Origin of the sequence: Streptomyces sp. NBC_01689 (genome assembly GCF_036250675.1) — a bacterium.
Classification (GTDB): domain Bacteria; phylum Actinomycetota; class Actinomycetes; order Streptomycetales; family Streptomycetaceae; genus Streptomyces.
Genome location: NZ_CP109592.1, coordinates 350,510 through 363,181, shown reverse-complemented (window position 1 = coordinate 363,181; position 12,672 = coordinate 350,510). Strand labels below are relative to the sequence as shown.

The window sequence follows — 12,672 nt, the reverse complement described above, 5'->3', positions numbered from 1 at the left end:
ACCGGGTACTGCGTACAGGACCGTGTCTGTTCGCCGGGTATGGCCGGTCTGAACGAGGGTAGGCGCTGCTTTGTCGGCCTCCAGCAGCCGGCTGTACCGGGGCTGGAACTGTGGGAGGGGCTCGATATGACGGTGACCATGACCGAGGCGACCGAGGCGATACAGGCAGTGGTGCTGCCAGAGGTGGCCGACCCTTCCCGGGTCGCTCCGCGGGACGCGCGTCAGCTGTCGAAGCTGTTCTTCGACCGGCTGGCCGTCCTGGAGGAGGGCACCCGTGAGTATCAGGGCGCGCGGAACACGCTGATCGAGATGAACATGAGCCTGGTCCGCTTCGCAGCCGGACGGTTCCGCAGCCGCGGCCCGGACGAGATGGAGGATATCGTCCAGGTCGGCATGATCGGGCTGATCAAGGCGATCGACCGGTTCGAGCTGACCCGCGAGGTCGAGTTCACCACCTTCGCCATCCCGTACATCGTCGGTGAGATCAAGCGGTTCTTCCGCGACACCTCATGGGCGGTTCATGTTCCGCGCCGGCTGCAGGAAGCACGGATCCTGCTCGCCAAGGCCACAGAGGAACTGCGTACCCGGCTCGGCCGCACACCCACGGTCAAGGAGCTGGCCGTGCTGATGTGCCTGAGCGAGGTCGAGGTCAACGAGGCACGGCTCGCCTCCAACGGCTACTCCTCCTCCTCGCTGGATGCCGCTACCGGTTCGGGGGACGAGGCCGAGGCCGCGTTGGCCGACTTCATCGGCGCCGACGACCACGCGCTGGAACTGGTCGAGGACTTCCACGCGCTGGCGCCGATGATCGCCGGGCTCGACGAGCGGGAGCGGCTGATCATTCATATGCGGTTCGTCGACGAACTCACGCAGGCCAAGATCGGCGAGCGTCTCGGAGTGTCCCAGATGCACGTCTCCCGGCTACTGTCCCGCACCATCGGGAAACTTCGTGCCGGGATGCTCAGCGCCGGCTGAGTAGAAATCCTCGAACGGACCGGCGGCGCTTCGTGCTCCCAGGAGGTGCGCCGCCGGTTTTCTGTCGTGCGCGGTGCCGGGGTTGTTGCGCACCCGCCGGGCGGTCCGGCTGCTGTACCGGGGAGCCGGCTCGTGGCCCGCGCCGCTCCATGTCGCTGTGGAGTCTCCCGGCTTATCTGGGTGGCCTACTGTTCCGGAGGATCGTCTGATCCTCCTGTAAAGGGATGTGTGTTGTGGCTGGTGTGGACATTTCGGGCCGTTTGATCGGTCTGCTGTCAGTCCGGGGTGAGGATCTGGGGTCCGAGTGGGCGGACAGGGTCACCAGTTCTCTGGGCGGGCGGGTGAGCCGCACGGAAGTCGAGCGTGAGATTCAGGAGATCTACACCGCGCTGGTGGCGGCGCTGGGCAGCGGCAGTGTGGACGGGCGGGCGGAGGAGTTCGGGGAGGTCCGGGCGCTGTTGACGGAACTGTCGCGCAACCGGGCTCTGCTGGGCTTCACCCCGACCGAGACCGCGGTGGGCGTGCTGGCGCTCAAGGAGGTCCTCGCGCCGGCCCTCGAAGGTAAGAGAAGCGATGTGCCGGCGTACCTGCAGTTCGCCGGACTGCTGGACACATTGGGACTGTTCACGATCGAGGTCTACACCCGTACTCGTGAGGAGCTGATTTCGGCGCAGGCCGAGCAGTTGCTGGAGCTGTCCACGCCGGTCGTGAAGCTGTGGGACGGAGTGATCGGCGTGCCTTTGGTCGGCACTCTCGACTCCGCGCGGACCATGGTGGTGATGGAGAAGATGCTGCAGGCGCTGATCGACACCGGGTCCGAGCAGGCGATCATCGACATCACCGGGGTGCCCGCGGTGGACACCGAGGTTGCGCAGCACCTGCTGAAGACGGTGGTGGCGGCCCGGCTGATGGGCGCCGAGTGCACGATATCCGGCATCCGCCCGCAGATCGCCCAGACGATCGTGGCGTTGGGCATCGACTTCGGTGACATCGTCACCAAGGCCACCCTCGCCGACGCACTGCGGCACGCCCTGCGCCGCTCCGGCATCGCGTTCTCGCGCACGGCACCGCAGGCCGGTACCCGGTGAGTGAACGGGTCCCGGTACTCCAGATCGGGCAGGTGCTGCTCGTGTCCATCCAGACCGACCTCGATGACCACGCGGTGCTGCTGCTGCAGGACGACCTGGCGGCCACGGTGGTGGAGTCCGGCGCGCACGGGGTGGTCATCGACATCACCGCGGTGGAGATCGTCGACTCCTTCGTCGGCCGGATGCTGGCCACCATCGCCTCCATCTCCCGTCTGCTGGACGCGCAGACCGTCGTGGTCGGCATGCGTCCGGCCGTCGCCATCACACTGGTCGAACTGGGCCTGTCCCTGGGCGGAGTGAGGACCGCGCTGACCCTGGACAAGGGGCTGCGGGTCCTGGCGCAAGCGCATGTCGCGGCCACGGCCGGGGCCGGTGTCGAGGGCGTCGTGTCGGATGCTGCGGATGACCGGTGAACGGCGGCCCGCGGGGTCCGGAGGTGCTGGAGATCACGACGAATGCCGGGGTGGTGCAGGCCCGTCAGCTGGTGAGGGCTCTCGCGCAGGCATGCCGGTTCTCCTTGGTGGAGCAGACCAAATTGATCACGGCGGCCAGTGAGCTGGCCCGTAACACCCTCGTCCACGGCGGGGGCGGCACCATGACCGCGCTGCTGGTGGAGGAACGAGGACGGCGCGGCGTGCGGCTGGTCTTCACCGACCAGGGGCCGGGCATCGCGGATGTGGAGTTGGCCCTGACCGACGGCTGGAGCTCGGGCAGTGGCATGGGGCTCGGCCTGTCCGGTTCCCGACGACTGGTCGACGACTTCGTCCTGGACACGGCGGCCGGTGAGGGCACCACCGTCACCATCACCAAGTGGGTCCGTCGATGACCACCGGTTCACCGTGGCTGGTGGACTGCGAGGACGTGGCCTGGTTCCGTGACCAGCCCGAAGGCGCCCGCGGCGCCGCCGCCGCCCTTGGCCGGCGTATCGGTCTCGGGGCGCAGCGGACCGCCGAACTGGTGCTGGCGGTGGCCGAACTGGTGACGAACGCCGGCAAGCATGCGGTCGACGGCTCAGTGTTGCTGCGGGTACTGCGCAACGAGGCCGTGGCCGGTGTGGAGGTGGTGGTCGTGGACAGCGGTCCGGGGATGGCGGACGTCCCGGCCGCGCTGCGGGACGGCATGTCCACCGTCGGCACTCTCGGCATCGGACTGGGAGCGGTCCAGCGTCTCGCGGACACCTTCGACATCCACTCCCGGCCGGGCGTCGGTACTGTCCAGCTGGCCCGCTTCTGGCCGCGCCCCGCGGATTCGTCGCCGGCCGGTGAATCGGTGGTGGGAGGGATCACTCGGCCGATCGGGGGCGAACAGGTCTGCGGTGATGCCTGGACCGCACGCATCGACACCGGCGAACAGCCGGTATCGCCGGGCGTCGCGGCAGCCCTCGAGCCGGGTGAGTCCACCCCGGCGTCCCATGACTGGTCGGTTCTGACGGCGGCTCGTCCGTCGACCAAGCTCCCGCATGCGGCCGCGCGGCGCCTTCAGCCCCTCCCACGTGCGGAGGGCCTGGGTCGTTGCGTGCCGGTGCGGGACGCGGCGCCGGGGCCGGGCGAAGGTCTGCTGGTGATGTCCTGTGACGGCCTGGGGCATGGTCCGATGGCGGCGGTGGCGGCGCAGGCGGCCGTCGAGGCCTTCCGCACCGGGGCCGCGCGCACCCCAGAGCAGGCGATGGCGCAGGTGCACCGAGCGTTGCGCGGCACCCGTGGCGCCGCGGTGGCCATCGCGCGCCTGGAGCCGGATGGCCGGCTGCTGTTCTGCGGCGTCGGGAACATCACCGCCGCCCTGGTCACCACGACGGCCCGCTCGAGCCTGCTCTCTCATCCGGGCATCGCCGGTCACCAGATGCACCAGCTACGTACGTACGAATACCGTCTGCCCGCCCACGGGGTGTTGGTGATGCACTCGGACGGACTCAGCGAGCGCTGGAGCGCCCCCGACCTGGCCGGCCTGCTGCACCACCCGCCCGCCGTGATCGCCACCGGTCTGCTGCGCCACGCGGGGACCCGCCGAGACGACGCCAGCGCGGTGATCGCCAAGGCGGCCTGGTGAACGCGACGGCACGCCACCACCGCGATCGTGGACCTCTGCTGGTTACAGCGGTCGGTACCGAGCACGACGTCTTCGCGCTGCGTCGCGACGCCAAGGCGATCGCTCAGGCGGTCGGTCTCGATGAGCGGGACCAGGTGCGCCTGGCCACCGCACTGAGCGAACTGGGACGTGATTTGCTGCGCCCTGCGGCGATGACCGTCGTCTTCAGCGTGCAGCAGCAACCGGTCACGTTGCAGATCCTGCTCCAGTGGGGCGACGACCGTGTTCCCAGCAGCGAGTCGCTGACGGCCGTCACCCGGCTGTTGCCCCGGACCCGTTACGAAGCCGCCCCCGGGAACTTCACACCGTCAACGCCGGCTTCCGGAGGCCGGATCGAGATCACCTGCCCGCTTTCGGAACTCGCCGCGCGGGATCTGAAGGTGGAGAAGGTCCGCGCTCTTCTCAAACCAAGCAGCCCTACCAGCGCTATCGACGACCTGCAGGCACAGACCCGGGATCTGATGGCAGCCCTGCAGGAAGCCCACGCCCAACGCGACGAACTGGAGCGCCTCAACGAGGAACTGACCGAGACCAACGCCGGAGTCATGGCCCTCTACGCGGAACTCACGGTCGAACACAAAGACGTCGTCGAACGATTCGGCCAGGAACACGAGCTCGCCCTGGCCCTCCAGCGCACCTTCCTCCCCGCCACGCTGCCGCAGCCCCCCGGGACGGAACTCGCCGTCCGCTATCTCCCCGCCGCGTCCATGACCGAGATCGGCGGCGACTTCTACGAAGCCATCGACACCGAACAAGGACTCCTCCTCGCAGTCGGCGACGTGGTCGGCCACTCCCTCCAGGCCACCATGGTCATGGGAGAACTGCGCCACGCCCTGCGCGCCTACGCCGCCCAGGGCCACCTCCCGCACGTCCTGCTGGAACACCTGGACCACCTCCTGGGACTGCACCAGCCCGGATGGACCGCCACCGTCTGCATCGTGCTGGTCGAACCAGGCAACAAGCGGCTGCACGTCGCCAACGCCGGACATCTGCCGCCCCTGTTCCTCGCCCCCGGCGCCGATCCCCGCTACCTGACGGAGCACGGTCCGCTGCTGGGCATGAGGTGGCCGCAGCCTCCAGCTGTCAGCCACGTCATCGAGCCGGGGAGCCGACTCCTCATGATCACCGACGGGTTGATCGAGACCCGCGACAGCGACCTGTTCGAACGCCTGGACCTCCTGAGCAGCGCCGCCGCGGCCGGGCCGGAGGAACCCGACGGGCTGTGCACCAAGCTGCTGGACGCCTTCGGTACGGAACCAGAGGACGACATCATCGTCTTCGCGGCCCGTCTGCAGCCACCAGGAACCGACTGACGGGAACATTCCGCTTTCGCCGGGGAGTGGGGAGAGCGCCGGTGAGGTGGCGCCTGCCCGGTTCCTCCCGCTGACGCGGGCAGAGCGGCGAGGCGTGGGTGAACACGACGTGGGCACCGCTACGGCCCGTGGCCGCGGCGGCCGGCAGCAGCCCGCGCACCTCCGGGGCGAGATTGGTGACCGCGCCGAGGTCTACTTCCATGACGCTGGGGGCTGGGCCGACGCCCGCAGGAGTTTCCTCCGCGCACGCGGGGCCCGACCGGAGATCCCGAGCGGTCCGAGACCGTCGCCCCGGCTTCATCCACGTCTACGACGACCTTCCTGAGGCGGCGGCATTTCTGCCTGGGATCAAGTCGGCGTGGGATGTCCGGGAGAGGCCGGACAGTGTAGATCCGCACGTTGTCGGTTCCGCCGACGTCGACCTTGGTCGGCTGCGAGGGGTCCTGGTCACAGCAATGCCCCGCACGACTGAGCGTGGACACCGTCCACGACGGCCGGATCGACACCCCACTCCTGCACTCGCGGCCGGGGCCGGACTCTGACGACGCGATCACCGCCGCGGGGTCGATCGCTGCTTTCGGCCGCTTCGGCGCCGCCGAGTAAGCCGCCGCCTCGGCCCGTTACGACGGAGCGTCTGTCTCCTGGCGTGCCGGGGTCGAGAAGGCGGCGAAGGCAGCGTCCAGCAGTTCGCCGAGGTCCTCTTGACCGTCGCTCGCACTCCACTGCCCGAGGACGATCCACAAGATCTCGAGTGCCGCGGCTACGCGAACGTCGGCGACGACCGATGACCGGTCGGTCGGGGAGGTTGTCTTCGGCAGTCGGGCGACGATCTCTGGTCGCCATTCAGCCTGCTTCTCGCGGAGGCGTGCGCACAGGGCTGGGGTCTGCTCGATGAGGCCGAGGATCGTCACGAGTTCCTTGACGTCGCGCACGAGGAACCTCACGGCCGACTCCAGGGCGTTGCGCAGCCTGCTCCAGTCGTCCTGGTCGCCTCGCTCGGCTTCGAGCGCGTCAGTGATGACGTCACCGACAGGGTCGAAGACGAACAGGACGACGTCTTCCTTGGTGCCGAAGTAGCGCAGGAAGGTGCTCCGCGACACTCCGGCGGCTTCGGAGAGGTCGGCGAAGGTGACCTGGTCGAAGCCGGTGAGGCAGAACTGGTTGAACGCGACGCGGGCCAGCTCTGCTCGCACTGCGTGGCGGCTGATCTCCCTGGTACCGACTGGCGCTCCACTCATGAGGGCGAGTGTACTCCGACACACTTGATGGCTTTTTCGAGCACTGGTTTCTAACCTGATACTCAGTGTCAGTCACGGTGCTGAGACTCGCACTGCTTTCCCCAGCCGGCGGCCCGGTGACGGCCGTCCCTCATGGCGATACGGAGCCACCTCATGAGCTACGAAGACCTTCCCGCCCTGTCGATCGATGTCTCGGACGGGGTCGCGACGGTGACAATCGATCACCCGCCGCTCAATCTGATGGACGCGGTCCTCCTGCCGTCACTTCGGGCGTTCGTCGCGCGTGTGCGGGACGACGCCGACGTCCGCGTCATCGTCTTCGAGAGCGCTGACCCGGAGTTCTTCGTCGCGCACGGCGACATGGCCTACCTCACGGACCCTGACGCGCTGCCTGCGGCCACTCGCGCCGCGATCGCGGCCGCGCCGGGTTCGACCGTCCCGGAAGGCCTGAACATCCTCCAGGCGATGAGCGAGGAGGTCCGCACGCTGCCGCAAGTCACCATCGGCAAGCTGGCGGGCTTCGCGCGCGGCGCGGGCAACGAGTTCTTCATGTACCTGGACATGCGATTCGCGGCGATCGGCAAGTCGGGCCAGGCGCAGCCGGAGTCGTTGATGGGGATCCTCCCCGGAGGCGGCGGCACGGTGAACATGACACGCCTGGCGGGAAGGGCGCGGGCGCTGGAGCTCATCCTCGGCGCCGAACTCGTGGGCGCGGAGCTCGCGGAACGGTATGGCCTGATCAACCGTGCCCTGCCCGCCGCAGAACTCGATTCCTTCGTCGACACCCTCGCCCGACGGATCGCCGGCCTCCGCCCGGAGGTGATCTCCATCACGAAGGCTGCGGTCGACACGGTCGCCCAGCCGATTCCCCGTGCGGCGTACGCCGTTGAGAACGAGGGCCTGTTCGCGGCGTTCGGCGATGAGGTCACCGAGCTCGCCCACAAACTGCTCGCTGCTGGTATCCAGACCCGCGAGGGCGAACGGGACCACGAGCGCATCGCCAACAGCATCTGAGTGCCCAAGCGCGGTTGTTCTGGCCCGTGGCTTGTGGGTGATGTCAGCGTCAGGTGGCGCGCTGATGCGGCATCGACGGCGCCCCAAGCCGGGGGCACTGCGGCAGCCTCGGCGAACCATGACCCGGTGCCCTCGGTCTGGCCCGCGTGGTCGGCCGGCCGACGGCGACGAATGTTCAGGTGCTCCGGTGGACGAGCCAACCGCCGAGGGCCAACAGCACAGGGGAGCCCACGAACCAGATGGCCATTCCGGCCTGCCGCAGCTGACTGTCAGCGACCCTGCGGCCCAGCATGACGACCGGCGGAGGCCCGATGATGATCACGCGTAGTCCGGCCGCAGGGACCCGTCGAGCGCAGTTCCGTCGGGCGAGAGCAGGCTGGTCACCTTGGCGTTCTCCCGCGCCGGAAGCGGGCGGGGGTCGTGCCGAGATACGTACGGAAAGCCCGCGAGAAGGCGGACTCGGAGGAGTAGCCGACCTGACCGGCTACGGCTGTCACCGTCGTGTCGGTGGTGGTGAGCAGTTCCGCCGCCGCCATCAGCCGCGCCCGGGTGAGGAAGGCGCCCACGGTCGTCCCCGTGTCCCGGGTGAAGTGACGCAGGAAAGTGGCCCGGGACATGGCAGCCGCGCCGCTGAGCCGTTCGATCGTCCAGTCGGCCCCTGGATCGTTGAGCATGGCCTCGACGGCCGCCGCGATGCGGCTGTCGGCCGCCGCGGTCCACAGAGCGGTCCGCGTGGTGTCGCCCCGCGAGGTGCGCAGCACCATCGCCAACAGCACCGTACACAGAGCGGAGAGGATCGCCGCGGTGCCCTCGCCTTCGCGCCGCGCCTCACCGCGCATCAGAGCGCTCAGCATGCGCAGCACCTCATCGCTCTCGGCCGACTGCCCGAAGGAGACATGCACCGGGTCGGGGAGGCTTGCCAACAGCAGCGAGCCCGCACCCGCGTCGAACGTGTAGTGCCCGCAGAACAAGTCGATGACGGGCCTACCGCCGTCCGCGCTGCGCGTGGTCACGAACACCTCGCCGAGGCTCTCCGCCGTCCCCGCCGAAGCGGCCCCGCCCCCAGTGATCACCCGGTGCGGAGAGCCGCTCGGGATCATCACCACGTCCCCGGGGCGCAGGTCGAGCAGGACTGTGCCCACCTGCAGCCGACACTCGCCTTCCAGGAGCACATGGAAGGGCGCCTGCAGCTCACCATAGGCCGCCACGTCCATCCTGGTACCGGCTCCGAGCAGGCAGCGCTTGTCGAGACCGGCCTCGAGGCGGGCCATGCGCAGCAACCGGCTGACTGAGTCCATGATGAAACTTTCAGGCAGGAAAGCGAGACGATCAAGTCTATTCGTGCCAGTGGCGGCGCCGCAGACTCAAGACATGGAGATCACCACAGCACTCACCGCGGATGTTCTGATCATCGGCTTCGGCAAGGGCGGCAAGACCGCCGCGCGCGTTCTCGCCGACGCCGGCCGCCGAGTCGTCCTGATCGAGCAGTCGGCGAACATGTACGGCGGGACCTGCCCGAACATCGGCTGCGTACCGACCAAAATGCTCGTCCACTACGCGAACACCAAACGCCTCAAGGACGACGCGCAGGAGTTCTTCGCCCATTCGGTCGCCGGCGTCCGCGCACTGACCAGCGCCTTCCGCGCCGGCAACTTCGACGCGCTGAACAGCAGGGACACCGCGACCGTCATCACCGGCACAGCCCGGTTCATCGACCCGCACACCGTCGCCGTCGGAGACGCACCGGACCTCATCACCGTCACCGCCCCCACGATCCTCGTCAACACCGGCTCCGAGCCCGTGATCCCCCCGATTCCCGGCCTCGCGAGCAGCCCACATCTTGTCTCCAGCACGGAACTCACCCGCACACAGAACCTCCCCGAGCGACTCGTCGTCCTGGGAGGCGGCTACCTCGGACTGGAGTTCGCCGGCATCTACCGGCACTTCGGCACCGATGTCACGGTTCTCGAAGCAGCCGAGCGGCTCCTGCCGCGGGAGGATGAGGACATCGCCCAGGCCGTCGAAGAGATCCTCACCGACGATGGCATCCGCGTCATCACCGGCGCAAAGGTCACCGAGGTCCGCGACAACGGCGCCGTCTCGAAGGTCATGTACCAGAAGGACGGGCGGACACACACTGTCGACGCCTCCGCGCTCCTGCCCGCCACCGGGCGCCGACCCGTCACCGACCGGCTCCGGCTCGACGCCGCCGGCGTCCGGACCGCACCGAACGGCGCGATCGAAGTGGACGAGCACCTGCGCAGCAGCCAACCGCACATCTACGCACTCGGCGACGTCAACGGCGGCGAGCAGTTCACCTACATCTCCTTGGACGACGCGCGCATCGTCCTGGACCAACTCCTGGGCGAGGGCAAACGCACCACGACCGACCGCCGGGCCGTGCCCCACACCCTGTTCATCACACCCCCGCTCGCCACCGTAGGACTGACGGAGAGCCAGGCACGGGCGCAGGGACTCAAGGTCAAGGTCTCACGGGAGAAGGTCGCGAACATCGTGGCCATGCCCCGCGCCTACACCGTCGAGGAGACCCGCGGCGTCATGAAGTTCGTCGTCGACTCGGACACCGACCTGATCCTCGGCGCCGCCCTGCTCAGCATCGACGCGCAGGAGATCATCAACACCGTCGCACTGGCCATGCGGCACAACGTCACCGCGACGCAGCTCCGCGACTCGATCTACACCCACCCGAGCTCGACTGAAGCCCTCAACGAGGTCTTCGACAAGGTCGTCTCCTGACCCTGCCCAGCAGCGCACACGACAGACCTGTACTCAGGCGCGACGGGTAACCGGTCGGCCGAGCTCGCATGTCTCGACGCCCTTCACGTGGCTTCGACGCGAGCCCGTGTCGTAGCGCAACCATCGCCCAAGCATGAGACAAATAGGACAGGGTCAAGGTGTGACGGCAACCCGGGCAGATGCCGGGGAAAGGCCCAAGCCGACGAGTGAGAGCCCGGAGCGAGGGGGAAGCCGCCGCCCTCGCTCTCAGGCAGGGGGGGCGATTCACGCGCCAGGGCGTCCGTTGTCGTTGCCGGGCTCAGCCCCCGTGCCCACGAAGGTGCCCAGAACCGCGACCTGCACGAGGCCGGCCAACTGTCACCCTTCCAGAAGAGAAAAGAACCATGCAGCAGAAGAACAGACCCTTTGAACTCGCCGACGTTCAGATGCGCGCACGCGAACTCGCCGACGACGTGTACGCAGTCATGGCGACAGACGTCGACGACACCGACCACACGGCGACCAACGCCGGCTTCGTCGTGGGTGATTCGGGAGTGCTGGTGATCGAATCGCTGAGCAACGGCCGTTTGGCGTCCCAGGTCATCGGCGAGGTCCGCAAAGTGACCACGCTGCCCATTCGGTTCCTGGTCAACACCAGCTTCCACGGCGATCACTGCTTCGGAAATTTCGCCTTCCCGTCACAGACGGTGATCATCCATCACGAAGCGACCAAGCGTGAGATCGAGGAACGCTTCGAGCAGGACCGCGGCTTCATGATCGAACTGCTCGGTGCGGACGCCGGCATCGAAGAGACGGTGGCCCGCTCAGCAGACGTGGCGGTTTCCGGGTCGTGCTCCCTGGATCTGGGGGGCAAGCATGTGGACATCGAACACATCGGCTACGCGCAGACCGACGGCGACCTGATCGTCCGCGCGCGTGAAGACAACATCGTCTTCGTCGGGAACATGCTGCAGGCACCGCCCCCGGCGTTCCCGTGGCTGTTGGAGGGGCGATCCGACGAGGCACTCGTCACCTACCGGCGCCTGTACGACATCCTCGACGATGACACGTTGATCGTGCCGGGCCACGGCCGGACCATGCGCCGTGCAGACATCCTGCACTCGATCACCTACCTCGAGAAGCTGACCAGCCTGGCACGGGACGCCCGGGACAGGGGGCTCTCGGATGCTCAGATCCGCGAAGCGGTCGCGATGAAGGAGTACAGCGACTACAGCATGTACCGATTCATCCACTTCCAGGTCAACATCCCCGCGGTGCTGAACGCGCAATGAGCAGCGTGCGTACAGCGCTGTCCCCGCTGGTCGAGACGGGCGGAGACGTTGGCGGACCATAGCCGGCGCGTGGGGGCGGCCTGCTTGACGAGGCGCCATGGAGATCATGTCCCTTCGGAACGCCCGCTCGCCGGTACCGGTCGAGGGAACGCTCGCCGCGCGGGCCGTTGCGGGTTGCCCACCTTGGTGGGAACGGCGCCGAGTGCAGGGAGGAACTCGTGGTTGCGTTCACTGGCTGGCCCGATCACAGCGGCCCTTTGCGCTACCGCGATCTCGACCGCCGCGCTGCCCACCCCTCCGGCGGCGCCTCGACGAGTAAGGTGCGGCCCGCGAGGGAGCCGAGCGCCTCGAACCCGCGCATGCGGTCACTGACACGAGACCGGCACCAGCGGCCTGCTCGCCGTTCCACGTGGCGGGGGTGTTGCGCCCAGGCCGAGAGGATGAGCGGCTCTGCGGTCGCCCCGGTGACACCGTCCAGCTCGAAGACACGGCCGCCGATGCGCACCCCCTGGCACCCCCTCGCCGATCTCGTCGACCACACCGGCGCCTTCGCGCCCGCGAATGGCGGCAGCTCAAGGGAATCAGCTGGTGCAGGGTGCCGACGCGCAGTTTCCGGTCGATGGGATGGACGCTCACCTTGACGTGAGGTGCCGGCCGCAACCGCCGCCGGGGCCGGAGGAGGGCGGACGGGGATGGGTGAGGTTGCCGAGCGACCTGCGTCATGCGCATCGGACAGCTCATCATCGAATGCGACCGCATCGCCGCACGCATCCAGGACCTGACCCGGGCCAAGCCCGAGCTCGGCCGCGTGATCGACAATGTGACCGCGGCGAACGTGGTGCATGACTGATCAACCCGTCGCGAGGGGTGGGGCCATGACCGCGGCTGTCGCCGAGTCCAGATGAGAAGGGCGGACAGGTGCCTGCGGCCT

Annotated in this window: 12 protein-coding genes and 1 pseudogene; 10 read left to right on the top strand and 3 right to left on the bottom strand. The window is 68.3% G+C overall.

All coding sequences use genetic code 11. From position 1 onward, the window contains the following. Positions 1-138 precede the first annotated feature (138 nt). The 6 genes from OG776_RS01125 to OG776_RS01100 all read left to right on the top strand — a co-directional run bounded on the left by OG776_RS01125 (position 139) and on the right by OG776_RS01100 (position 5,461). A complete protein-coding gene (locus tag OG776_RS01125; RefSeq protein WP_329318241.1) occupies positions 139-975 on the top strand; it encodes an RNA polymerase sigma factor SigF in 837 nt (278 codons plus the stop codon). A gap of 233 nt (positions 976-1,208) precedes the next feature. Next, positions 1,209-2,063, top strand: coding sequence for an STAS domain-containing protein (locus OG776_RS01120; protein ID WP_443077161.1), 855 nt, complete (start codon positions 1,209-1,211; stop codon positions 2,061-2,063). After that, the gene (locus OG776_RS01115; protein ID WP_261994779.1) at positions 2,060-2,476 is read left to right on the top strand and encodes an STAS domain-containing protein; all 417 of its coding nucleotides are present in this window, start codon (positions 2,060-2,062) and stop codon (positions 2,474-2,476) included. The genes OG776_RS01120 and OG776_RS01115 overlap by 4 nt, the downstream gene beginning before the upstream one ends. Further along, positions 2,473-2,889 (top strand): ATP-binding protein, encoded by a 417-nt coding sequence (locus OG776_RS01110; RefSeq protein WP_329318237.1) that lies wholly within the window; start codon positions 2,473-2,475, stop codon positions 2,887-2,889. The genes OG776_RS01115 and OG776_RS01110 overlap by 4 nt, the downstream gene beginning before the upstream one ends. Continuing rightward, positions 2,886-4,109 carry an ATP-binding protein gene (locus OG776_RS01105; protein WP_443077343.1) on the top strand — a complete coding sequence of 408 codons (1,224 nt, stop codon included), beginning with the start codon at positions 2,886-2,888 and terminating at the stop codon, positions 4,107-4,109. Before OG776_RS01110 ends, OG776_RS01105 begins: the two co-directional genes overlap by 4 nt. Further along, complete coding sequence (locus tag OG776_RS01100; protein ID WP_329318233.1) at positions 4,106-5,461, top strand: PP2C family protein-serine/threonine phosphatase; 1,356 nt, start codon at positions 4,106-4,108, stop codon at positions 5,459-5,461. Before OG776_RS01105 ends, OG776_RS01100 begins: the two co-directional genes overlap by 4 nt. 620 nt (positions 5,462-6,081) lie before the next feature. On the opposite strand, the gene OG776_RS01095 is transcribed toward OG776_RS01100, so the two are convergent. Further along, on the bottom strand, positions 6,082-6,699 hold the full coding sequence (locus tag OG776_RS01095) for a TetR family transcriptional regulator (RefSeq protein ID WP_329318231.1): 618 nt from the start codon (positions 6,697-6,699) through the stop codon (positions 6,082-6,084). 153 nt (positions 6,700-6,852) lie between these two features. On the opposite strand from OG776_RS01095, the gene OG776_RS01090 reads away from it, so the two are divergent. Then, a complete protein-coding gene (locus OG776_RS01090; protein ID WP_148009791.1) occupies positions 6,853-7,713 on the top strand; it encodes an enoyl-CoA hydratase/isomerase family protein in 861 nt (286 codons plus the stop codon). A 380-nt stretch (positions 7,714-8,093) separates the two neighbouring features. Here the strand turns inward: OG776_RS01090 and OG776_RS01085 are convergent, their stop codons facing one another. After that, positions 8,094-9,011: an AraC family transcriptional regulator gene (locus tag OG776_RS01085; RefSeq protein WP_148009790.1), complete on the bottom strand. Its 918-nt coding sequence runs from the start codon at positions 9,009-9,011 to the stop codon at positions 8,094-8,096. A 73-nt stretch (positions 9,012-9,084) separates the two neighbouring features. Between OG776_RS01085 and OG776_RS01080 the strand changes: the two genes are divergently transcribed. Further along, positions 9,085-10,470, top strand: coding sequence for an FAD-dependent oxidoreductase (locus tag OG776_RS01080; protein WP_329318229.1), 1,386 nt, complete (start codon positions 9,085-9,087; stop codon positions 10,468-10,470). A gap of 383 nt (positions 10,471-10,853) precedes the next feature. After that, positions 10,854-11,741: an MBL fold metallo-hydrolase gene (locus tag OG776_RS01075; RefSeq protein WP_148009788.1), complete on the top strand. Its 888-nt coding sequence runs from the start codon at positions 10,854-10,856 to the stop codon at positions 11,739-11,741. 176 nt (positions 11,742-11,917) lie between these two features. On the opposite strand, the pseudogene OG776_RS01070 reads toward OG776_RS01075, so the two are convergent. Next, positions 11,918-12,512, bottom strand: a pseudogene (locus OG776_RS01070) (alcohol dehydrogenase catalytic domain-containing protein); the annotation flags it as partial. On the opposite strand from OG776_RS01070, the gene OG776_RS01065 reads away from it, so the two are divergent. Further along, positions 12,463-12,591, top strand: coding sequence for a hypothetical protein (locus OG776_RS01065; RefSeq protein WP_261994589.1), 129 nt, complete (start codon positions 12,463-12,465; stop codon positions 12,589-12,591). The pseudogene OG776_RS01070 and the gene OG776_RS01065 sit on opposite strands and share 50 nt — an antisense overlap. Positions 12,592-12,672: the final 81 nt, after the last annotated feature.

What these genes read in the sequence shown, in the direction of transcription:
- OG776_RS01105 (WP_443077343.1), top strand. Translation starts at nt 2,886, where the DNA reads ATGACCACCGGTTCACCGTGGCTGGTGGACTGCGAGGACGTGGCCTGG.
- OG776_RS01090 (WP_148009791.1), top strand. Translation starts at nt 6,853, where the DNA reads ATGAGCTACGAAGACCTTCCCGCCCTGTCGATCGATGTCTCGGACGGG.
- OG776_RS01095 (WP_329318231.1), bottom strand. Translation starts at nt 6,699, where the DNA reads ATGAGTGGAGCGCCAGTCGGTACCAGGGAGATCAGCCGCCACGCAGTG.
- OG776_RS01065 (WP_261994589.1), top strand. Translation starts at nt 12,463, where the DNA reads ATGCGCATCGGACAGCTCATCATCGAATGCGACCGCATCGCCGCACGC.
- OG776_RS01075 (WP_148009788.1), top strand. Translation starts at nt 10,854, where the DNA reads ATGCAGCAGAAGAACAGACCCTTTGAACTCGCCGACGTTCAGATGCGC.
- OG776_RS01085 (WP_148009790.1), bottom strand. Translation starts at nt 9,011, where the DNA reads ATGGACTCAGTCAGCCGGTTGCTGCGCATGGCCCGCCTCGAGGCCGGT.
- OG776_RS01125 (WP_329318241.1), top strand. Translation starts at nt 139, where the DNA reads ATGACCGAGGCGACCGAGGCGATACAGGCAGTGGTGCTGCCAGAGGTG.
- OG776_RS01080 (WP_329318229.1), top strand. Translation starts at nt 9,085, where the DNA reads ATGGAGATCACCACAGCACTCACCGCGGATGTTCTGATCATCGGCTTC.